This window comes from Stenotrophomonas sp. GZD-301, from assembly GCF_049310345.1.
Classification (GTDB): Bacteria; Pseudomonadota; Gammaproteobacteria; order Xanthomonadales; family Xanthomonadaceae; genus Stenotrophomonas.
Map to the genome: position 1 here is coordinate 22,076 of NZ_JBMOWY010000024.1, position 21,463 is coordinate 43,538.

The window sequence follows — 21,463 nt, forward strand, 5'->3', positions numbered from 1 at the left end:
CGCGTAAAAACGGCGAATTTTACACGCGATCGGTGGGGGGCGCCGGTTCCCGGCGTTCAGCCCCGGGGCGGGGTGCGGCCTTGCGCCGCAGGGGGCCGCCGCGCATCGCGTATCATCGGCCGTCGATTTTTCCAGTGCGTCCGGTCGCTGCGCTCCTGATCATGCCGTCTTCACCGTCCACCCCGAACCCGGCCGCCGCCGACGATGGCGATGCGCTGCGGTTCTGCAGCACCTGCGCCTTCTCAGATGCCTGCGCGTCGCAGGGCTACGACAAGAGCGCGCTCTCCGAGCTGCATGTGCTGGTGGACCATGTCGGCCCGTTCCATGCCGGCGAGCCGGTGTTCCGGGCCGGGGAGCCCTTCGACGCGATCGCCGCGGTCCGTGCCGGCATGGTCAAGACCTCGGTCAGCGACAGCCAGGGCCACGAACAGGTGCTGGGCTTCAGCCTGCCAGGCGAGGTGATCGGGCTCAACGCCATCCACGACGGGCGCTATCCCTGCGACGCGGTGGCGCTGGATACCGTGTACCTGTGCCGGTTTTCGTTCCCGCGCATGAGCCTGCTGGCGACCCGCATGCCGGGCCTGCAGGCGCGGCTGTTCAGCCTGCTGAGTGCCGAGATCGGCAAGGTGGCGCTGCTCGCGGCCAACCACCGCACCGATGCCCGGGTGGCCGCGTTCCTGCTGGACCTGTCCGAGCGCTATGCGCGGCGCGGCTTCTCGGCCACCCGCTTCACGCTGATGATGGCGCGTACCGACATCGCCAACTACCTGCGCATGGCGCCGGAGACCACCACGCGCGTGCTGCGACGCCTGCAGGACGATGGCCTGATCGCGATCCAGCAGCGCGAGGTGGTGCTGCTGCGGCCGGATCGCCTGGCCGCGCTGGTGGCGGCCGCCGACGCAGACTGACGACAGGCTGCGCTGCGATCAGTACAGCTCGCAGTGCAGCCGGCCCTGCGCCGTCAGCGCCTCCCAGCCGTTGTGCGATCCCGCATCCGTCGCTATGTCGTCAATGGCGCCGCGTACCGCCGACTCGAGGTGCCGGCGGTTGCCGCAGAGATACAGGTGGGCACCACGCTCGAGCCATGCGCCGATCTGTGCGGCGTGCTCGCCGATCGCGTCCTGCACGTAGTACTTGGCCTGGCCATCCCGCGAGAACGCGGTCAACAGCGTGGTCAGCCGCCCGTCCTGCTGCCAGGCCTCCAACTGCGTGCGGTACAGGAAGTCTTCCGCGCGGTGTTTTTCGCCGAACACCAGGCAGACGTCGCGCCGCGGGTTGCCGGCCGCCATCTCCTGGATCAGGCCCATCAACGGCGCGATGCCGGTGCCGGTGCCGATCAGCAGCACCGGGCAGTCCGGATCGTCGGGCAGGCGAAACCCGGGGTTGGCGCGGCAGTAGACCCGGACCGTCCCGCTGCCCTGCAGCAGCGATCCGGTGCCGGCCCCGCGCCGTTCGCGTCCGCGACGCACGTAACGGACCTCGCGCACGCACAGCGCGACCTGCGTCTGCCCGGCCGCCGAGGCGATCGAGTACGCGCGGGGCAGGCAGGGCGACAGCAGCGCGATCAGGCGATCCAGCGGCAGGGTGTCCGGGCTGGCATGGTCCTGCAGGATGTCCAGCAGGTCGTGGCCGTGCAGGTACGCCTCCAGCGCGGCACGCTGGCTGCTTTTGAGCAGCAGTTTGAGCGGCTCGCTGCCGCCCAGCCGGGCGATCTCGCGCAGCACCGCGCGCCCGGGCAGCCGCAGTTCGCGGTCGGCCAGCTGCAAGGCGGCCTCGGGATCGCCGTACCAGTCCGCCAGGGCCTGCAGAAGCACCGGATCGTTGTCGGGGATCACATGCAGCGTGTCGCCCGCCTGGTAGGCGATGCCGCTGCCGGTGAGGTCCAGGGTGATGTGCCACGCGGCGGGATCGCTCTGGTTCAGGCGTTCGCGCGCCACGATCGCGGCACTGAACGCATGGTCCTGCCCGTAGGCGGTGACCTGCAGGCAGAGATCCTGCGCCGCCGTGCCGTCGCCGGCCAGCACCTCTCCGAGCGCCGGCGCCCAGCGGTCAAAGAACGCGGGATAGCACGCATCGGCGTCGACCCGCTGCAGCAGGGGGAGGGCGTGGTGCTCGCCCAGCAGCGCGTCGAGCGCCTTGGTGAAGCCGCAGAAGCGCGGGTAGCCGGTGTCGCCCAGGCCGAACACCGCGTAGCGCAGCCCCTGCAGGCTGGGTGCCTGGCGCAGCGCGGCGTAGAAGCGCTCGCCGTTGGCCGGCGGCTCACCATCGCCGAACGAACTGGCCACTGCCAGCAGCACATCGCCGTGGCCGAGCTGCGCCACGTCGATGTCATTGAGCGGCAGCAGCTGCGGCGCGTGGTCGCGCAGGGCCGGGTGCGTCTCCAGGCGCCGGGCGAGGGCGCGTGCCGTGCCCGACTCGGAGCCATAGCCAAGCAGAACACGCTGGATCGGCGCCATCGCGTTCATGCGGCGGCGTAGGCGTCGTCGAACTTCTCCTTGCTGAACTCCACGGCGTCGAAATCGGCCATGAGGTCATTCACCACGCGGCGGATGCTGATGTAGGCGGTGATGGCGCCCTCGGCATCGAACAGGGGCTGCACGGTGGTATCGACCACGTACAGCACGCCGCCCTTGCCCAGGTTCGGCACAATGCCGGTCCAGGTGCCGCCGGCCTTGATGGTGTCCCACATGTCCTTGTAGACGGCCTTGGGCACGTCGGGGTGGCGCACGATGCTGTGCGGCTGCCCGATCAGCTCCTCGCGCCGGAAGCCGGTGAGCGTGCAGAACAGGTCGTTGGCGTAGGTGATGGTGCCCTGCAGGTCGGTGGTGGAAATCACCATGACGTTGTCGAGGGCCTGCAGCAGCTGGGTGGAGTCGGGACGGTAGCTCATGACGGGTTCCTGTTGCGGTGTCGATGGGGCCGCGTGGCGGGTGGCCGGCGCGGTGACGTCGTGTCCTGCATAGGAATACGGCAGCGCCACGCGGACCGCGTTGACATTGGTCAAGTGCCCGTCGTGCACGCCTGCGACATGGCGTCGCAGGGTCCGCCGAAGGTTGCAACGCACGGTCGTGCGCAGTGGCCGCCGCTCGCGTACATCTTCGGTGGCGATGCCGCGTGCAGCCGGGAGGAAACCACATGGAGGACGAGGTCACTGCGACCGTGCATCGCGCGTATCGCGCCGGCATGCCGCTCGCCGATCAGCTGCAGGCCCTGCTCGGTGCGCTGGCGCGGCAGGTGAAGGCGGTAGAGGCAACCATCGAGGTTGCGGTCATGCTGCCGCCACAGATCCATCTGCTGCCGCCGCGCCTGCGGGCGGGCGTCACCGTGCGCCATGCCTTCGCGCTCACCTACGCGGGCGGCGTGCTGGGTGAGCTGCGGTTGGGCTGGGCGCGGCCAGGGCCGGAGGTGGAGATCCTTCGGTTCTGCACACTGTTCGCCCGGCGCTGCGCGCTGCTGGTCAAACGCCATGAGCTGCAGGCGTGGGCCGCGTCGCGGCTGTCGCGGCCGTTGTTGCTGGTCGGCGTGTGTGCGCCGCGCAACCGGCTCGACGCCTTCGTGGAAAAGGCCGCGCGCAGCCGTCTGCCGGTGGTGTTGAACGGCGAGTTCGGCACGGACACCGCCGAGCTGGCCGCCGCAATCCATGCCGCCGGCCCTTGCTGCGATGCGCCTTTCGTGGAGATCCAGTGTGCGGACCCGACCGGCGCGCCGGCCGAGTGGTTCGAGCAGGCCCAGGACGGCAGTCTGTTCCTCAATGGCATCGACGCACTGCCGCTGGCGCTGCAGGTGCAGCTGCCGCACCGCATCCATTGCCTGCAGGGGCAGCGCCTGCAGGGGCCTGCAGGCACGCGCTGCCGGGTCATCGTTTCGTGCAGCAGCGACCTGTCGCAGCGCGTACGCGAGGGACGTTTCTCGCAGACCCTGCTGGCCGAGCTCGACTTTCTGGCCACCGACGTGCCGCCGCTGCGCGAGCGGCTTGGCGAGCTGGACGGCCTGGTGGGCATGCTGCTTGCCCGGCATGGCTTCGACCCGTCGGCGCTGGTCACCGACGAGCTGCTTGCCGCGCTGCGCGGACACACCTGGCCGGAGAACCTGTTTGAACTGGAGCGGGTGGTCGTCCGGCTGGCCGCGATGGGCGAGGGCGAGCCGTTGCGCGGTGACGACCTGCTCGCGCACGTGCCGCGCCTGCGCGAGCTGCCGGGGGCTCTCCCTGAGCAGACTCTGGTGCCGCGCGCCGCACCCGGTTTCGTGACACCCCGGACCGCGCAGCACCCGCCGCGGCCCGTCGCCCACTGGGCCTGCATCGCACTGCAGGCGGACGCGGCAGCGCTGGAGCCGGTCCATGATGCCGTGCGCCGTGCCGTCCTGTTCTTGGGCGAGCATCATGCCGACGCGCTGTCGCTGGGACTGCTCGCGCGCGAGGTGCATGTCAGCCCGTCGCACCTGGGCTACCTGTTGCGCACCGAGCTGGGCACCTCGTTCAAACCGCTCCTGCAATGCCTGCGCATCGAGCAGGCCAAGCGGCTGCTGTGCGAGCAGCCCCGCCTGCGCATCACCGAGATCGCACAGCGCGTGGGGTTTGGCGACCTCAGCCACTTCGAGCGCAGCTTCCGCCGCCAGGTCGGCGCCTGCCCCCGCGCGTACCGGCGCGGCGGGCAGGCGTGACGGTGAATCAGTCGATGACGAGAAGACTGCGGATCGCGTCGTGCTGACGGCTCAATGCGGTTCGCACCAGATAGTCTTCGATCAACGCTGCAGCGGCTTTGCGCTGCGCGTCCATGTCAAGCAACGAGGCATATTCAATGCCAGCGTGATCAGGATCCCGCTGGAACGGCGCCTGCAACGCGGAGGCACTGGTCAGCGTAAGGAACGTGGTCGCTTTGTGCCCGTCGAACACCACGAAGGTGCACTCATAGCTGGGTCCACCCGGTCGCGGCGTGTTGTGGGATTGCCACTCAACCTTGATACCCGGTCGCGGCACCTCATCCTGGCTCGACTTGCGCTTGGATGCGCCCAACGCTCTCGCGAACTCCGCAGGATCGAATCCAATGATGTCCTCGTAGCTGGCCCGAATCACGGCGGCAGCATCGATTCCGCAAAAACCGATTCGATCGATGGCCAGATACGGATTCTCAGCCAATGCCCTGAACATGGCCAGGTCGTCACTGTATGCAACGGAGAGCTGTACAGTGTCACCAAATGTCCGCCTCATCGTTTCCAGCGTCCTCCGCAGGCGTTGCCGGCCCTGGGTGATGCGCTCTGCCGACGCAGTGCTGACATGTCCCTTCCAGAAGTTGCCGGCGCTCGCGGCGGTACGCTGGGCGATGGAATCCATCAGCGCCTTGCACATGTCTGCCGCACTGTCACCTTCGGCGGCAACAGTATCACCTGCCATCGCGTTCACCGTGTCGCGGAAGCCAGCCTGAAGCTCAGGCGTTATGTAGCTCTGGTATATCTGCTCGATGCGCTGGAGGCGTTTTGGCAGCTTGTCCGCATGGTGTGAGGAGTTGTCTGCCACCTCACAGATCATGGTCAGGTTCTCGCGCAGGTGGTAATCCAGGTCCGGCAGGGGCAACGTGACGCCCATATCGGTGCCCGGGACGATCCTGAGTCGATCGCGCTCCAGGTCCGACCAGGTGGCCACCGCTTCGATTGTGTCTCGGCGGGGCAGTGTGACGTCGATCAGCTCCATCAGGATGGGACGCGAGCTCAGGTTCGGGTCCGGACCTGCGCCTGCGCCGTTCTGACGCTCGCCGTGCCAGGTGTATCCCAGGCGGTGAAGCGCAAACGGTTTGATTCCGTCGTTGAGGAGGATGCCGGGCAGGAGCGTGGGCGAAGGGATCGTTTCGTCGCTGAGCTGGCGCCGATCATCGGTCCACAGCCCGAGACGATCGCGATCGAAGACCCGTCTCAACGTTTGCGGTGAATCACAGGTAAGCGTGTAGTTGACGGTCGCGTCGGCGGGCAGAGCTTCAGTGACAGGACGCAGTGGCGATACATCCTGTGGCCGCGCATTGATCGCGGTTGCAACCTTGAGCCCTGCAGTCCGCAGTGCATCGATCAGGATGTCTTCGATGTCACCGTACAGGCTGTTCTGGATTGTCGCGGGCAACCACGGATCGATGATGGCCTGGGTGTCCCAGTCTGACTTTCCCACACCGAAAAGATCATGGTCACCGCGCGATATCGCCATGATCGCATCGAACGCATTGCCCCCCTTGATGTAGAACCGTACGGCACGGGGCGCTTTCCGCAGCGGGAACTTTTCGCGCACGGATGCGTCGAGCTGATCGATCCTGTCGGCGATGTCGGCGAGCGATTCCACCAATGCTTTGCGGATGCCAGGATGGTTGGCAGCATTGTTGATCAGTGCGGTGAGACGGCGACTGAACTCGCGACGCACCTCGCGCTGGGCGCTTGTCTCTTTCATTGGGGATCCTCCGTGCCCGACGCCGCGCCCATCGCCTGGTCGGCCTCGCGGATGGCGGCCTCCATTGCGGCGTCGGCGGCGCTGTCGGCCTGCTGCATCGCGCGGGTGGCGGCATCCATCGCCTGCGCCATTGCATCCGTCGCGCCGGGCAGACCCTGCATCGCCCGCTGCACGGCGGCGTCGCTCTCGGCCATTGCCTTGTCCACCAGTGCCTGGGCCATCTGCAGGGTGTCCTGCATCAGTGCGGGGCCGCTAGGCGGCGCAGACGCGTCTGGCGCACCCGGCGCCGGGGTAGGGGTGTCGTCGACCATGTTCGGTTCTCCTTGGGGACGGGATGCGGGGCGAAAGGGACGGGCCGGCGATGCCGGCGCAGCGGCGTGCAAGGTGCCCAGCGCATCGCGCAGCGCCTGTTCGGCATCGGCCAGCGCACGGTTGGCGCTATCCAGCGCAGCGCGCCGACCCTGTTGCACGGCCTCCTGCGCGGCCGCCGTTGCGCTGGCCATCAGTTCGGCGTGTGCGGGGGGCGCGACGGCACTCATGCCGGCGTTGCCTCGGGCGCGACGCCCACGACAGGCACGGGGCCGAAGAACTGCAGCGACACCACGCCGTGATCGACCTGGAGCACGGCGCGCACGCCATCGGCGTCGATCCGGAACGTGCAGCGACGCCCGTCCTGCGCCAGGCGGCCCTGGGTGGGGCGATGCGCGGTCAGGAAGGCGCGCGCACGGTCCAGGTACGATGCCGCCGCTGCCGCTGCCACCTGCGGGTCGGTGAGGTCGCCGGGCGTGTTCGCCGCCACCTGCTGTACGGCCAGGGAGATGCGGTCGAAGCCCACAGGGCGCTCCTGCAGCCAGGTGGCCAGGCTGGCTGCCACCTCCGCCGGGGAGGGCAGGCCATCGACCTGCGGACAGTCCAGCGCACCCAGCAGGGCGGGCAACAGCGCCTGCAGCGTGGCCGTGGCGGCCTGTGCGCGTTCCTCCGGGGTGGATGCCGACGATGCGCAGCGCGCATACAGGCGCAGGTAGTCGCAGAACTCCACCGGGGTGCGTGCCTGCGCCGCGGCAAACGCGCCTGCTTCCTTGATCACGTCCAGGGGAATACCCAGCGTCGGGCAGGCGATGATGGTTTCGGCCAGGGCCAGGGTTTCGCCGAAATCCATGCACTGGAACAGCGGCGACGCGTCCAGCTGGAAGTCGCGCAGGCCCAGCGTGCCGGTCATCAGATAGGCCATGTCGGCCAGATAGTGATCGGTGCGGATGCGGTGGATCTGCGCGTCGAGCACGTCGTCGTGCTCACCGGCCTCGTAGCGCGCCAACAGGTCCAGATCGTTTGGCGCCAGGGTCATCAGCTTGACCGGGCTGACCCGTGTCATCAGCCGGGACAACAAGGTGAACGGCGATGCGTGCAGGCCGCTCTGGACGGCTTCCAGCAGCAGCGTTTCATCGGCGAACGCATAGCGGCGGCCGGCCGGCGCAAGCGCCCACGCCAGCCATTCGGGCCCGCCGTCGATGAAGCGCAGCACCTGCTGGCAGCGTGGCGAGAGCTGTGCGGCACCGGTAATGGTGCGGCCGGCCAGTGTCACGGTCATGGGCGTTCTCCTGGGTCTCAGCCGGCCGGAAAGTCTTTGAGTACGGTCGCGGCGGCAGTGCCGACACGTGCGAAGTCGTCGGTGGCGCCCTGCATCAGCGACTGGGCCTGGGTCAGCGCCTTGGCGTACTTGTCCTCGCCGGTGGCCAGGTACTGCGCCATTGCCACGCCGGCGGCCGTGGTAGCGATGGTGGAAACGTTGCGCAGCGCATCGGCCGCATCCTGCACGGCGATCGCGGCCGACTGCGCCACCGACTGGTACGCCTTGCCGGCACCACTGGTGAGCACCACCTGTGGGCTCATGGTGGCGAACTGCACCTGGTTGATGACATCGATGACCTGGGCATTGACCTTGGTCGGGTCCATGAGAGTTCCTTGCTGGCGTCAGGAAGACGGGGTGTCGTTCGGATCGGACGCCGGCGCGGCAGGCGCCGGCGGCGGCGGCGGTGTGGCCGCGGCCGAGAGGTCGTGCAGGGTCTGCAGGTCCGCCTGCGCGGTGCTCGCGTTGGCGCTGGAGCCGATCGCCTGTGCCTGGAGCGCGCCGATGGCGGCCTTGCCCTCTGCGGTGGCGGCAGCGATCACGGCGGCCGGCGGCGGCGGGAGGGGCGGTGGGCCCGGCAGCGCGGCCACATTCGGCGGCGGGGGCGGCACGGGCGGCGGCGGGGGCGGCGGCACCGGGAACGGCGCGGAGATCATCTTGGCGCAGGCGGCAGTGATCGCCGCGGCGCTGATCATGCTCGCGCTCTGCTGGCGGTTGACCGCGTTGTGCATCGCATTGCCGAGTGTTTCCAGCAGTACGATGTCGAGCATGGCGTGCGCCTGGCCGGGCGCCTGGCCGGCGGCGAGCGTCACGATGCCACTGACCGTGTCGACGATCTGGCTGTTCATGGTTCCTGGGTCGCTCATGTCGACGTCGCTCCTTTCTGGATGATCAAGGCAAGGGTCTGTGCGAGTGCGGCACCGGCCATGACCTGTCCGCGTTGCTGGTTGGCGATGGCGTTCTGCATGGCCAGGCCGAGCGAATCGGCCATCGTCAGGTAGGTCGCCGCCATCGCGAAGGCGGGGGCCTGGCCAAGGGCCATCGCCGACCCTGCGTCGGTGATATCGACCAGGGCGGCGATGGCGGGGACGTCGGCCATGCCGTACGTTCCGGACCGGGATGGGCCAGCACGTCAGGCGCGATCCCCCGCGCCTGCGGACTGGATCAGCCCAGGCCCAGGATTTCCCGCGTGGCCACGCCGTTGGACGCGGTATCGATCGCATACAGGGTGGAAACACCCTGCGTGGTCGAGGCCTGCATGGTCACGTAGGACTGCTGCTGGTTGTTGGTCGCGTTGTGCGCGGCGTTGGACAACGCCTGGCTGGTGGCGACGAACAGGTTGCCCATCGCGATCGCCGGCGAATCGCCGAGGACCTTGGTGTTCACCTGCGAGACCGAATCGGTGATCTGGTTGTTGACGGCAGTGGGAAATGCCATGGTGGTTGCTCCTTGTGGGACGACTGCGGAAAGGAAGGGTCCAGCGGCGGGTCACATCAGCCGAGGATCTTCCGGGTGGCGGCGCCGGTAGCGCCGGTATCGAGCGAGTAGAGCAGCGACACGCCCATCGTGGTCGCCGCCTGCGCGGTGACGTACATCTGCTGCTGGGCCAGCGTGGCGTTGTGCGCGGCGTTGGCCAGTGCCTGCGCGGTGGCCTGGTACAGGTTGCCCATCGCAGTGGCCGGGGACGTGCCCAGCACCTGCAGGTTGGCCTGCGAGACCGAATCGGTGATCTGGTCGTTGACGGCGGTCGGGAATGCCATGTGCGCGACTCCTTGGCGTCAGGCGGGGTTACGCGCCCAGGATCTGCTTGGTGGCCACGCCGGTGGTGGCGGTGTCCACGGCATACAGGGTGGCCACGCCCATCGTGGTGGCGGCCTGCGCGGTCACGTAGCTCTGCTGCTGCGCATTGGTGGCGTTGTGCGCGGCATTGGCCAGCGCCTGCGCGGTGGCCTGGTACAGATTGCCCATCGCGATGGAGGGGGCGTCGCCCAGCACCTTGGTGTTGACCTGGGTGACCGAGTCGGTGATCTGGTTGTTTACGGCGGTCGGGAATGCCATGTAATGCTCCTTGTTATGCAGCGGTCAGTGATGCGCGATCAGCCCAGGCCACGAACGCCGGTGCTGAGGATTTCCTTGGTGGCCACGGCGGTGGAGGCGGTATCGATGGAGTACAGCGTGGCCACACCCATCGTGGTCGCCGACTGCGCGGTCACGTAGCTCTGCTGCTGGGCGTTGGTGGCGTTGTGGGCAGCGTTGGCCAGCGCCTGCGCGGTGGCCTGGTACAGGTTGCCCATCGCGATCGCCGGCGCATCGCCGAGGACCTTGGTATTGGCCTGGGTGACGGAGTCGGTGATCTGGTCATTGACGGCGGTCGGGAATGCCATGTGAATCTCCTGCGGTTGTGGGTAGGCAAGACGGCGGAATTTCACGGCGTCCGGGTCCTGCCGATCATTCGCCACCGGTCTGTCGCTGTGCCGGGGAGCGTCACGTGGCGGAAGGTCGTTGCACCGTGGGGCCACAGTAGGCCGGTGGCCGGAACGCCGATACGCGCCGATGACGGAAAATGCGGCGCCGATGACGGCAAAGCAGGGCGCAGCTGTCGGGAGATTCCCCACATCGATGCGCGATTGCGCCGTATTCGCTGCGTTACGTACCGCAGCGGTGGTGCGGCAGGAGCGGATATGGAAGGATTGCCGCCACTACCCAGGGAACGGAGCAGGCATGAAGCAGGAGAGTCTGGTGCAGGCGGCCATCATCGCGTCGCTGGAGGTCTACGGTGACCGCAATGCCGTGCACACCGATGTGTTTGCGCCTTACGCGAATCAGCAGGGCGTCACGGGTGGCAAGTATCCGGGAGACATCATTGGCCTGCTCGACGGGGCGAGGATCCTGCTGCTGGAGGTCAAGGAACTGGACTATGACGTGACGACCGGCAGCCCGGTTCTGAACCAGTTCAACGTTGCACAGTTCCTTCAGTACGACTGGCTGGAGCAGTCAGGCGTTCCGATCCAATACGCCTACGCCGCTCGCGACGAGATGCCGTACTTCCTCTTCCCGCGTCGTCGCGAATGGCCGTATGCGACGCTGAATCGAACCCGTGTATCCCCGCCAGGCGAGCTGATGGATTCGCTGGCCAACTTCATCGCGAAGCGACCCGCGATTGAAGTGCACGGGAATCTGCTGGACTGGCTGCTCAACCTCTCCGCCGCATCGTCCGCGTCTGGCTTGATGCTGCTGGGGTTTCTGGGATCAAGCGCTTCCAATCTGAAGTCGTCGATCCTGATCATCCAGGCAGCGGCCGGTGGATTGACTGCGTTGCCTGCAGCAGCGGTTCGTGCAGCACTTCGAAGCGTCCTGAGCAAGGAACAAACGGACGAGGAGGCGCTGTACGACGAGCGCCAACGCAAGATTGATGAGGCGCGCGAGGCGATTTTGGATCATGTAGCCCGGCACAAAAAGCGGATGGCGGACCGGGATCAACGGGTGGATGTGCGAGCGGAGGAGCTTGGAGATGAGGAAAGTGACATGCGCGGCCGCGAGCTTACCGACGAGGAGCTGGAAGCGGTCAGGATGCGCGCTCGCAACGAGGTTGAGAGCGAGATTCTTGAAGACATTGTCGCAAGGCAGAAGACGTCCAGGCCCACTGCCGTGGTGCGCCGCGGCCACAACCGCACGCCATGATGGAATAGGCCTCGCCGCCACGACACATATTGAGACGGGTATTGAAATGAATCGCACACTGCTGACGCGCGGCTTCGTCCTGATGGTCGGCCTGCTGTGCGCAGGCCTCGCGGCCGCCGCCGAACCAACACCCACCACCCCCGGTATCCGCCACGTGCAGGCGTTCGATCTGCCGGTGTCGCCGTATCTGAGCGCCGAGGCCAAAGCCAGCGTCGCCAACGCCATCACCCACGGCGACCCCACCGCGAAGATGGACAACGCGACCCTGCTCAAGGCGCTGCCGGAGCTGCGGCGCGGCACCGAAGCCTGGGCGGCAGGCGAAGTAGCCGCGCTGCAGGAACGGTATCCAGTCACCCTGCACCAGGAAACCTGGAACGGCGTGCGTGTGGTGCGCGTGCAACCGCGCAGCGCGCCTACCACGCCGGCGCGCCAACGCCTGCTGATTGAACTGCACGGCGGCGCGTTCGTGTTCGGCAGCGCCAACAGCCTGGGCCTGATGGAGGCGATCCCGCTGGCCGCAATGACCGGCGCCACGGTGGTGGCGGTGGAGTATCGGATGGGGCCGGAACATCGGTTCCCCGCCGCCAGCGAAGACGTGGCGGCGGTATACCGCGCCGCGCTGGAGCGGTTCCCGGCACGCCATATCGGCCTGTTCGGCTGCTCGGCCGGCGGCGTGCTGACCGGCGAATCGCTGGCGTGGTTTGCCAGGGAGAAACTGCCGATGCCGGGGGCGGCAGGCCTGTTCTGTGCAGGCGGCGACGCACGTTATGGCGGCGATACCCGCTATGTCGCCGCTGCGCTCAACGACGCGCTGCTGCCGCACGCCGACGGCACACTGCCGATTGCCGAGGACCTGTACTACGGCGACGTGGACTTCCGTGATCCGCTGGTATCGCCGGTGTTCTCCGACGCGGTGCTCGCGCAGTTCCCGCCAACCTTGTTCATCACCGCCACCCGCGCGGCCGAACTCAGCAACGTGGCCTACACCCATTCGCGCCTGGTCGACCTGGGGCGCACCTCGGATCTGCATGTCTGGGACGGGCTGGGTCACGCCTTCCACCTGGACGCCCGGCTGCCCGAGAGCCAGCAGGCCTATCGGGTCATGGCGCGCTTCTTTGCCCGCCACCTGGAGATGACGCTGCCGGTCCCGTAACCGCCGGCACCGGCCGCCGTGCATACGGAGTGCACACATCCGTATGCACGACGCTTACATGGCATTGCCTACGGTGGGACACGGGCGCTACGGCAGCCCGTTCCCCGCAGAAGGAGTCAACCATGAACCCCAACATCCCCGAAGGCACCCTGATCATCGTCGCTGACGGCGGCTCGGCCCGCGTGTTCACCAACGTCGGTACCCGCCACGCACCCGTGCTCAAGCAGCAGGACGAACTGAAGGTGCAGGACATCAGCGAACACGGGGTATCGGGGCAGGGTCCCTCCGGCTCGATGCCGCAGGACATGAGCATTGCCCAGCTCAACGAGGCGACCTTCGCCAAGCAGCTGGCGGCGCAGTTGAACGAGGATGCGCTGAAGAACCGCTACGCGCACCTGATCCTGATCGCCGACCCGCAGACGCTGGGCCGGATCCGCCCGCAGCTGCACAAGGAGACCCAGGCGCGGCTGCTGCAGGACATCGCAAAAGACCTCACCAACGCGCCGCTGGAAGACATCCAGCGCGCCCTCGGGTAAGCGCCGATGGCATTCGCGCGCGACGCGGTGGCCGTCGAGCCCGAGGCGGCCAGCATTGCGGCCAGCGAGGGCTGGCTGCTGCTGGAGTTCGGAGCGCCGTGGTGTGGGCACTGCATCGCGGCGCAACCGGCGCTGCAGGCGTTGGTGGATGGCCAGGCGCTTGCCCACCTGAAGGTGGAAGACGGCAAGGGGCGCCCGCTGGGGCGCGCCTTCCGGGTGAAACTCTGGCCGACAGTGGTGCTGCTGCATGACGGGCAGGAGCGGGCGCGGGTGGTACGGCCCCGCGACAGCGACGATCTGCGCCCGCTGGCGGCTGCACTGGCACGGGGGTAAATTGGCATTTATCCCCAATTTGGCCAAAAAGGGTATAGTGGCCCCAAGACCCGCCTGCTGGAGCCTGCCATGACCCTGCCCCTGGATGTCCCCGGCCTGGAAAAGGCCACCGCCTCGTCGGTGAAAACCCGTGGCTGGCCGAGCCTGATGCGCACCGTGCGCGAAAAGCAGGCGCTGGTGATCACCAACCACAACCACCCCGAAGCGGTGATCGTGGACATCAAGGCCTACCAGGAGCTGCTGGCGAAGGCCGCCGGCGCCGACGGTGATGAGCGTCTGGGTGAGCTGGAACGGTTGCGGGTGGAGTTCGACTCCCGTCTGGCCAGCCTGGGCCGCGAGGGCGGGCTGGGCAAGGTGATGGGCCAGCCGATCCGCCGCGGCCGCAAGGTCACGCTCGGCCCGTCGCTCTGACCCGTGGGGCGGATTCTGGTGCTGGCCGGCGTCAATGGCGCCGGCAAAAGCTCGCTGCTGGGCACATGGCTCGAGGAAGACGGCTTGTCCTGGTTCAACCCGGACACCTTCACCCGCTGCCTGGTCGATCAGGGCTGGGCGCTGGACGCGGCCAACGCCGCTGCCTGGAATGAAGGCGCACGCCGGCTGCGTGAGGCGATGGCGAACGGCAGCGACTTCGCGTTCGAAACCACATTGGGCGGCAACACCATCCCACGCCTGCTGCGCGAGGCCTGCCTGACCCACGAGGTCGAGATCTGGTTCTGCGGCCTGGGCAGCGTGGCGCTGCACCTGGAGCGGGTGGCGGCACGGGTCAGCGCAGGGGGTCACGATATCCCCCACGACAAGATCCGTGCGCGCTTCGATTCCGCGCGCGAAAACCTGCTGGACCTGCTGCCCCACCTGGCCACGCTGCACGTGTACGACAACAGTGCACCCCCCGATGCGCAGGGCAGGGTGGAGCCGCTTCCGTTGCTGCAGATGGACCGCAGTGGCCTGCAGTATCCCGTCTCGGTGATCGAGCTGCTGCAGACGCCGGACTGGGCCAAACCGATCGTGATGCGCGCGATGGAACTGCACGCCGCACGTGATTGATGCGCTGAAAAAACGTGAAAAACCGCTGGAATTCAGCGGTTTCCTGCGGCGCGTGAAGAGCAGATAAGGACGCTCGAAGCCGTTTGTAGTAACATGGCTCGCTTGATCATTGTCTCGGGCCATTGCCCGTCTCTCGGTCATCCTTCCTGCAGCGCCGTGGAGTTCCACGCGGCCGTCCGGGATCGCCTGTTGCCACCCCTTCTTCGCGCATCGTGCCGCGTTCTTCCGAAGGCGGTTCTTTCCTGTGCCGTGCGCGGGACCTCGGGCGTGGTGATGGCCATGCTTCCAGGAGAAAGCAGATGCAGGACCTGCATGCCGCACACGCCCATTTCGGCTGGTTCAAACGCCGCCGCCAGATGCAGGTCGACGAAGTCACCGTCGTCGACCGCCCGATGCTCAAGAAAGCAGTGGGCGCGGCGGCGCTCGGCAATGCGATGGAGTGGTTCGACTTCGGCGTCTACGGCTACATCGCGGTCACGCTGGGCCAGGTGTTCTTTCCCGCCAGCAACCCCACCGCGCAGCTGATCGCCACCTTCGCAACCTTCACCGTCGCCTTCCTGGTGCGCCCGCTGGGCGGGCTGGTATTCGGCCCGCTCGGCGACAAATATGGCCGGCAGAAAGTGCTGGCGTTCACCATGATCCTGATGGCGCTGGGCACCTTCAGCATCGGCCTCATTCCCTCCTACGACCGCATCGGGCTGTGGGCGCCGGCGCTGCTGCTGCTGGCGCGGCTGGTGCAGGGCTTTTCCACCGGCGGCGAATACGGTGGCGCGGCCACCTTCATCGCCGAGTACTCCACCGACCGCAACCGCGGCCTGATGGGCAGCTGGCTGGAGTTCGGCACACTCGGCGGTTACATCGCCGGTGCCGGCACCGTGACCGCACTGCACATGGCGTTGAGCAGCACGCAGATGCTGGAGTGGGGCTGGCGGATTCCGTTCCTGGTGGCCGGCCCGCTGGGTCTGCTGGGCCTGTACATGCGCATGAAGCTGGAGGAAACACCCGCGTTCCGTGCCTATGCCGAGGAGGCGGAGAAGCGCGACCACGAGCGCCCGGGACTGGGTGCACTGTTCCGCGTGCACTGGCCGCAGCTTCTCAAGTGCGTGGGGCTGGTGCTGGTCTTCAACGTCACCGACTACATGCTGCTCACCTACATGCCGAGCTACCTCAGCGTCACGATGGGGTACGCCGAAAGCAAGGGGCTGCTGCTGATCATCATCGTCATGCTGGTGATGATGCCGTTGAACGTGGTGGGCGGGCTGTTCAGCGACAGACTGGGCCGCCGGCCGATGATCATCGGTGCCTGCATCGCGCTGTTCGCGCTGGCCATTCCGTGCCTGAAGCTGGTGGGCAGCGGCAACGACTGGCTGATCTTCCTCGGCCTGATGCTGCTGGGCCTGGCGCTGGTGTGCTTCACCAGTTCGATGCCGTCCACGCTGCCGGCGCTGTTCTACACCCCGGTGCGCTACAGCGCGCTGTCGATCGCCTTCAACGTGTCGGTCTCGCTGTTTGGCGGCACCACGCCGCTGGTGACCGCCTGGCTGGTCGAACGCAGCGGCGATCCGCTGGTGCCGGCGTACTACCTGATGGGCGCGGCCGTGATCGGCGTCATCACCATGTTGTTCGTCAACGAAACCGCACGCCTGCCATTGCGCGGCTCGCCGCCGGCGGTGGCCAGCGAAGCCGAAGCCCGTGCGCTGCTGCGCAGCGATGCGCCGGTGACCGTGGATGCCACCCGGCCGACCCTGCCGGAGACGGCGGTCCCGGAGGACGCGCGGCCGGCGTGAGCCACGCGCAGGCGCCGCCCCATGCACTGCAGCATGCGGGCGGCGTGCACCGGTGCTAGGATCGACTCAACTTGAATCGATCTAAATTCAACGCCATGACAAAGACGGGGACGGTGCGGTGGTGGGGGCTCGCGGTCGGCGCGATGCTGGTGGCCGGGGCAGCAGGGGCAGCAGGGGCAGCACCGTTGACAGTGGGCGAACGCGCCTACGCGGCGGTCGATCCCTTCATCGGCACGGGCGGGGAAGGGCACACCTATCCCGGCGCCACGGTGCCGTTCGGCATGGTCCAGTTGAGCCCGGACACGCGCATCCAGCCGCGTGAGAAGGCGTACGGGTGGGCGGCCGGCTACCGGTATGACGACACCAGCATCGTTGGTTTCTCGCACACCCACTTTTCCGGCAGCGGCCACTCCGACCTCGGCGATGTCCTGGTGATGCCGTTCACCGGCGACCCGGGTATTGAGCGTGGCGACCCGGAAAAACCCCGCAGCGGCTACGCCTCGCGCTTCCACCATGACAACGAAACGGCCGAGCCCGGCTACTACGCGGTCACCCTGGACGACTACAAGGTGCGCGCCGAGCTCACCGCCAGTGCGCGCACCGGCGTGCACCGCTACACCTATCCGCGCGGCGCGCAGGCACGCGTTCTGCTCGACCTGCGCACAAGCCTGTACGACTATCCCGGCAAGATCCTGTGGTCGCGCCTGCGTCTGCGCGCCGATGGCACCCTGACCGGCTTCCGCGAAACCCGCGGCTGGGCGCCGGGCCGTCAGCTCTACTTCGCCATGCGCTTCTCGCGCCCGCTGACCGGCCATGCGCTGCACAACACCGAGACCGACATCGCCTACAAGGGTTTCCCGCCGCCGGGTCACACCGATCCCACCCAGCGCCCGCAGATTGAGGGCCGCCAGCTCGTCGGCACCTTCGATTTCGGCACGCTCGATGCGCCGCTGGTGGTCAGCGTGGCGATCTCGTCGGTGAGCGAGGACGGTGCCATCGCCAATCTCGACGCCGAAGCGCGCGACCAGAATTTCGATCGCGTCCGCGCCGAGGCGAAGCAGCAGTGGACCCAGGCGCTGTCGGCCATTGAGATCGAGGCACCCGAACATGACCGGCGCAGTGCCTACACCGCGCTGTATCACAGCCTGCTCGGCCCGACCCTGTTCATGGACGTGGATGGCCAGTACCGCGGTGCCGACAATGCCGTGCACCGTACCGAGGGCTATACCAACTACTCGACATTCTCGCTGTGGGACACCTACCGGGCGCTGCACCCGCTGCTCACCCTGGTGCAGCCGGAGAAGCGCAACAGCGACGTCGTCAACTCGCTGCTTGCGCACCAGCAGCACAGCCCGTACGGCATGCTGCCGGTGTGGGCGTTCCACGGCCAGGAAACGTGGTGCATGATCGGATATCACGCCGTGCCGGTGATCGCCGATGCCTACATCAAGGGCATCCGCGGCTTCGACGCCGACAAGGCCCTGGCTGCGATGGTGGCCACCGCCAACTACGGCCCCTACGACGGTATCGCGCAGTATCGCGAACTGGGCTGGGTGCCGATCGACGAGGAAGGCGAGGCCGCGAGCAAAACGCTGGAGTACGCCTTCGACGACTGGACCATCGCACGCATGGCGCAGGCAATGGGCCGCAAGGACGTGCAGGCCACCTTCGATGCACGCGCCGGCAACTGGCGGCACGCGTTCGATCCGGACACCGGCTTCATGCGCGCACGCAAGCGCGACGGCAGCTTCCGCACCCCGTTCGACCCCAGTGCCAGTGGCTATGGCACTGACTACACCGAAGGCAACGCCTGGCAGTACTCCTGGTATGTGCCGCAGGACGTTGCCGGACTGGCCGCCGCGCATGGCGGCAGCGAGAAGCTGCTTGCACGGCTGGACCAGGTCTTCGAGGCCAAGGTGGACCCGTCCATCTTCGAGCACATGGAAGACATCACCGGGTTGATCGGCTGGTACGCGCACGGCAACGAACCCAGCCATCACGTGGCCTATCTGTACGCGTACGCCGGCCAGCCGTGGCGCACCCAGGCCCGCCTGAAGCAGATCATGGACACCCAGTACGCCGACCGCCCCGATGGATTGGCCGGCAACGACGACCTCGGCCAGATGTCGGCGTGGTACGTGTTCACCGCGCTGGGCTTCTACCCGGTGGCGCCCGGCAGTGGCGAGTACATCATCGGCCGTCCGTTCCTGCCGAAGGCGGCGCTGCACCTGCCCAACGGCCGCACCTTCACCGTGGTCGCCGATGGCCTGGACCCCGCGCACGGCTACGTGGGCGCGGTGACCTTGAATGGCGTGCCGCTGCAGCGCACCTTCCTGCGCCACGACGAGATCATGGCCGGCGGCGAACTGCGCTTCACCCTGCAGGCCACGCCGAACACCGCGTGGCCGGCGCAGGGCGGCGAGCAGCCGTACTCGATGTCCACCGCCGGGGCGCGCTGAGCCGCGCGCCCGTATGATCGGAGGACGGTGGCCATGCGCCGCCATCCTCCCGATCAGCAAGGACGCTCCCGTGGTCATCGCCCGTCGTCGTACCGCCTGGCTGTGCGCGCTGCTGCTCACGCTGCCGCTCCTGTCCGCCGTCGCCGCATCCGCAGGGCCGCTGGCATGGCCGGCCACCGCCGAGGGGCAGACCAACCCCGAGGATGGCCTGGCACCGCTTGCGCAGGCTTTGCTCGAGCCATCCGCCACGCCGGCGAGCCTCACGCCCGCACAACGGATCAACCTGCTGATCGTCGCCGGCCGGCCCGCGCAGGCGGTCAGGGACATCGACGCGCTGCTGGCCGCGCTCGACGCGCCGGAGCGTGCGTCCCGTGCGCCGCGCTGGGCCCCGTTCCTGTTGCTTGCCGAGGCCCGTGCGCGCACGCCGTCCGGTGCCGTCGCCACGCTCGGCCCGGCCTATACGGCGGCGTTCCAGGCGCGGGTGGCGCCGCTGGACGATCTGGCGGCGGTGCAGACGCACACCTGGCTCAGCGCCGATCTGGCGGAGGCCACCACCCGCCTGCGCGATGCGCTTGCGGCGCAGGCAGGCAAACCAACGGTTGAGCGCGATGCTGCGTTGGAGCTGGTCCGCCAGGCTGCGTTCGTGCAGGCCTACCGTGCCGCGGATGTCCACGCTCCCGCGCTGGTGCGTGCGGACGAGACGCGCCGTTTCGTGATCGACGATGCCGTGTTGATCCCGGTCGGCGAGGGCGTAACGTTGTCCGCGCATCTGGCCCGGCGCCGCACTGCCGAACCGCGCCTGCCGACCGCGATGCTGTTCACCGTCTACACCCAGCCCGCGCGCAACCGCAGCCAGGCACTGCAGGCGGCGGCGCGCGGCTACGCCGGCATCGTGGTGGATGCGCGGGGCAAGCGGCTGGGTACGGGCGCACCGGCGCCCTACGAAACCGAAGGCCGCGACGCGCACGCCGCAATCGACTGGATCAGCCGGCAACCCTGGAGTGACGGACGTGTCGGCATGTACGGCGGCAGCTACTCCGGCTTTGCGGCCTGGGCGGCGGCACGCTACCGGCACCCGGCGCTGAAGACCATCGTGCCGTACGTGGCAGCCATTCCTGGCCTTGGCCTGCCGATGGAGAACAATGTCTTCCTCAGCGCGAACTACGCGTGGCCGTTCTATGTCGCCAACACGCGCCTGCTGGACGATGCCACCTATGACCAGCACGAGCGCTGGTCGCAGCTGCCCGACCTCTGGTATGCCTCTGGGCGGCCATACCGGGAGATCGACCAGGTGGATGGCACGCCGAATCCGTGGCTGCAGCGCTGGCTGCGCCACCCGAGCTACGACGCTTACTGGCAGGACATGGTGCCCTACGGCGCGCAGTTCGCCGACATCGCCATCCCGGTATTGAGCATCACCGGCTATTACGACGATGGGCAGATCTCCGCGCTGCAGTACCTCAAGGAGCACTACCGCCACCGGCCGAACGCGGACCACACCCTGTTGATCGGCCCGTACGACCATTTCGGTGCGCAGTCCGCCACCAAGGCAATGGCGCTGCGCGGGTATGCGGTGGACCCGGCCGCGCAGTTCGACACCCAGGCGATCACCTTCCAGTGGCTGGACCACGTGCTGCGCGGGGCGCCGCGGCCCACGCTGCTGGCCGACCGCATCAACTACCAGCTGATGGGCGCCAACCAGTGGGGGCATGCGCCGTCGCTGGCCGCTGCCGCCGATGCGCCGATGACGCTGTACCTGTCCGCGTCACCGGACGGCGATAGCGCCCGGCACCGGCTCAGCCCGACGCGTCCCGCCGCCGGTACCTTCCTCAGCCAGCAGGTGGATTTCGCCGACCGCAGCACCCGCCAGGGCGCGTACTACCCCAGCCCGATCGTGCGCGATGCACTTGAGCCGGGCCCCGGGCTGGTGTTCGTCAGCGCGCCTTTCGCGCAGCCGGTCGATATCGTCGGCACGTTCTCCGGGCTGCTCAACGTGCGCATCAACAAGCGCGATGTCGACATCAGCGTGGTGCTGCATGAGCAGTTGGCCGATGGCCGCCTGATGCAGCTGTCCTACTTCGTGGGCCGCGCCAGCCATGCGCGCGACATGTCCACGCGCATGCTGCTGACGCCCGGCGCGTGGACACCGCTGCCGTTCGAGCGTACCCGCATGACCGCCCGGCGCACCGCGCCCGGCAGCCGTCTCGTGGTGGTCGTGGACGTGCTCAAGGACGCCATGCACCAGGTCAACCACGGTACCGGCCGCGACGTCAGTGATGAGTCTGTGGCCGATGCCGGCGAGCCGCTGCGGATCGACTGGCGGTCGGACAGCATGATCCGGATACCGGTGCGCAGTACCGATGCGGGCCCGGCAACGCCCTGACGGGGCCGCCGCGCAGGCAGGTACAATCCGCGC

At 67.8% G+C, this 21,463-nt stretch carries 23 protein-coding genes; 11 read left to right on the forward strand and 12 right to left on the reverse strand.

What is annotated here, in order from left to right; all coding sequences use genetic code 11:
* Nucleotides 1-161 precede the first annotated feature (161 nt).
* Nucleotides 162-908 (forward strand): helix-turn-helix domain-containing protein, encoded by a 747-nt coding sequence (locus ACO6VK_RS06415; protein WP_422506073.1) that lies wholly within the window; start codon nucleotides 162-164, stop codon nucleotides 906-908.
* 18 nt (nucleotides 909-926) lie between these two features.
* On the opposite strand, the gene ACO6VK_RS06420 is transcribed toward ACO6VK_RS06415, so the two are convergent.
* On the reverse strand, nucleotides 927-2,465 hold the full coding sequence (locus ACO6VK_RS06420) for a flavodoxin domain-containing protein (protein ID WP_422506074.1): 1,539 nt from the start codon (nucleotides 2,463-2,465) through the stop codon (nucleotides 927-929).
* A complete protein-coding gene (locus tag ACO6VK_RS06425; protein ID WP_422506075.1) occupies nucleotides 2,462-2,890 on the reverse strand; it encodes a PAS domain-containing protein in 429 nt (142 codons plus the stop codon). Before ACO6VK_RS06425 ends, ACO6VK_RS06420 begins: the two co-directional genes overlap by 4 nt.
* 245 nt (nucleotides 2,891-3,135) lie before the next feature.
* On the opposite strand from ACO6VK_RS06425, the gene ACO6VK_RS06430 reads away from it, so the two are divergent.
* Nucleotides 3,136-4,662, forward strand: coding sequence for a helix-turn-helix domain-containing protein (locus ACO6VK_RS06430; RefSeq protein ID WP_422506076.1), 1,527 nt, complete (start codon nucleotides 3,136-3,138; stop codon nucleotides 4,660-4,662).
* A 7-nt stretch (nucleotides 4,663-4,669) separates the two neighbouring features.
* Here the strand turns inward: ACO6VK_RS06430 and ACO6VK_RS06435 are convergent, their stop codons facing one another.
* From ACO6VK_RS06435 to ACO6VK_RS06480, 10 genes are all read right to left on the reverse strand, one after another.
* Entirely contained in the window at nucleotides 4,670-6,427 is a 1,758-nt protein-coding gene (locus ACO6VK_RS06435) for a hypothetical protein (protein WP_422506077.1), read from the reverse strand.
* Nucleotides 6,424-6,966 carry a hypothetical protein gene (locus tag ACO6VK_RS06440; protein ID WP_422506078.1) on the reverse strand — a complete coding sequence of 181 codons (543 nt, stop codon included), beginning with the start codon at nucleotides 6,964-6,966 and terminating at the stop codon, nucleotides 6,424-6,426. Before ACO6VK_RS06440 ends, ACO6VK_RS06435 begins: the two co-directional genes overlap by 4 nt.
* Nucleotides 6,963-8,015, reverse strand: a complete 1,053-nt coding sequence (locus tag ACO6VK_RS06445; RefSeq protein WP_422506079.1) for a hypothetical protein — start codon at nucleotides 8,013-8,015, stop codon at nucleotides 6,963-6,965. Before ACO6VK_RS06445 ends, ACO6VK_RS06440 begins: the two co-directional genes overlap by 4 nt.
* 17 nt (nucleotides 8,016-8,032) lie before the next feature.
* Complete coding sequence (locus ACO6VK_RS06450) at nucleotides 8,033-8,380, reverse strand: hypothetical protein (protein WP_422506080.1); 348 nt, start codon at nucleotides 8,378-8,380, stop codon at nucleotides 8,033-8,035.
* A gap of 18 nt (nucleotides 8,381-8,398) precedes the next feature.
* Complete coding sequence (locus ACO6VK_RS06455) at nucleotides 8,399-8,920, reverse strand: RebB family R body protein (RefSeq protein WP_422506081.1); 522 nt, start codon at nucleotides 8,918-8,920, stop codon at nucleotides 8,399-8,401.
* A complete protein-coding gene (locus ACO6VK_RS06460) occupies nucleotides 8,917-9,153 on the reverse strand; it encodes a RebB family R body protein (RefSeq protein WP_422506082.1) in 237 nt (78 codons plus the stop codon). Before ACO6VK_RS06460 ends, ACO6VK_RS06455 begins: the two co-directional genes overlap by 4 nt.
* 65 nt (nucleotides 9,154-9,218) lie before the next feature.
* Nucleotides 9,219-9,491 (reverse strand): RebB family R body protein, encoded by a 273-nt coding sequence (locus ACO6VK_RS06465; protein ID WP_017357378.1) that lies wholly within the window; start codon nucleotides 9,489-9,491, stop codon nucleotides 9,219-9,221.
* A 56-nt stretch (nucleotides 9,492-9,547) separates the two neighbouring features.
* Nucleotides 9,548-9,814 (reverse strand): RebB family R body protein, encoded by a 267-nt coding sequence (locus ACO6VK_RS06470; protein WP_422506083.1) that lies wholly within the window; start codon nucleotides 9,812-9,814, stop codon nucleotides 9,548-9,550.
* Nucleotides 9,815-9,842: 28 nt separating this feature from the next.
* A complete protein-coding gene (locus ACO6VK_RS06475; protein ID WP_422506084.1) occupies nucleotides 9,843-10,112 on the reverse strand; it encodes a RebB family R body protein in 270 nt (89 codons plus the stop codon).
* Between the two features lie 38 nt (nucleotides 10,113-10,150).
* Nucleotides 10,151-10,438 (reverse strand): RebB family R body protein, encoded by a 288-nt coding sequence (locus tag ACO6VK_RS06480; RefSeq protein ID WP_026070992.1) that lies wholly within the window; start codon nucleotides 10,436-10,438, stop codon nucleotides 10,151-10,153.
* A gap of 337 nt (nucleotides 10,439-10,775) precedes the next feature.
* Between ACO6VK_RS06480 and ACO6VK_RS06485 the strand changes: the two genes are divergently transcribed.
* The 9 genes from ACO6VK_RS06485 to ACO6VK_RS06525 all read left to right on the forward strand — a co-directional run bounded on the left by ACO6VK_RS06485 (nucleotide 10,776) and on the right by ACO6VK_RS06525 (nucleotide 21,430).
* On the forward strand, nucleotides 10,776-11,735 hold the full coding sequence (locus ACO6VK_RS06485) for a hypothetical protein (protein ID WP_422506085.1): 960 nt from the start codon (nucleotides 10,776-10,778) through the stop codon (nucleotides 11,733-11,735).
* Nucleotides 11,736-11,781: 46 nt separating this feature from the next.
* Nucleotides 11,782-12,888, forward strand: coding sequence for an alpha/beta hydrolase (locus tag ACO6VK_RS06490; protein ID WP_422506086.1), 1,107 nt, complete (start codon nucleotides 11,782-11,784; stop codon nucleotides 12,886-12,888).
* A 122-nt stretch (nucleotides 12,889-13,010) separates the two neighbouring features.
* Nucleotides 13,011-13,424, forward strand: coding sequence for a host attachment family protein (locus ACO6VK_RS06495; RefSeq protein WP_017357372.1), 414 nt, complete (start codon nucleotides 13,011-13,013; stop codon nucleotides 13,422-13,424).
* A gap of 6 nt (nucleotides 13,425-13,430) precedes the next feature.
* Entirely contained in the window at nucleotides 13,431-13,757 is a 327-nt protein-coding gene (locus tag ACO6VK_RS06500) for a thioredoxin family protein (protein WP_422506087.1), read from the forward strand.
* Nucleotides 13,758-13,826: 69 nt separating this feature from the next.
* On the forward strand, nucleotides 13,827-14,168 hold the full coding sequence (locus ACO6VK_RS06505; protein WP_422506088.1) for a type II toxin-antitoxin system prevent-host-death family antitoxin: 342 nt from the start codon (nucleotides 13,827-13,829) through the stop codon (nucleotides 14,166-14,168).
* Nucleotides 14,169-14,171: 3 nt separating this feature from the next.
* A complete protein-coding gene (locus ACO6VK_RS06510; protein WP_422506089.1) occupies nucleotides 14,172-14,801 on the forward strand; it encodes a hypothetical protein in 630 nt (209 codons plus the stop codon).
* A gap of 299 nt (nucleotides 14,802-15,100) precedes the next feature.
* Complete coding sequence (proP, locus tag ACO6VK_RS06515) at nucleotides 15,101-16,588, forward strand: glycine betaine/L-proline transporter ProP (RefSeq protein ID WP_422506090.1); 1,488 nt, start codon at nucleotides 15,101-15,103, stop codon at nucleotides 16,586-16,588.
* A 95-nt stretch (nucleotides 16,589-16,683) separates the two neighbouring features.
* A complete protein-coding gene (locus tag ACO6VK_RS06520) occupies nucleotides 16,684-19,047 on the forward strand; it encodes a GH92 family glycosyl hydrolase (protein WP_422506091.1) in 2,364 nt (787 codons plus the stop codon).
* 70 nt (nucleotides 19,048-19,117) lie between these two features.
* On the forward strand, nucleotides 19,118-21,430 hold the full coding sequence (locus ACO6VK_RS06525) for a CocE/NonD family hydrolase (protein WP_422506092.1): 2,313 nt from the start codon (nucleotides 19,118-19,120) through the stop codon (nucleotides 21,428-21,430).
* The last annotated feature ends 33 nt before the right edge of the window (nucleotides 21,431-21,463 follow it).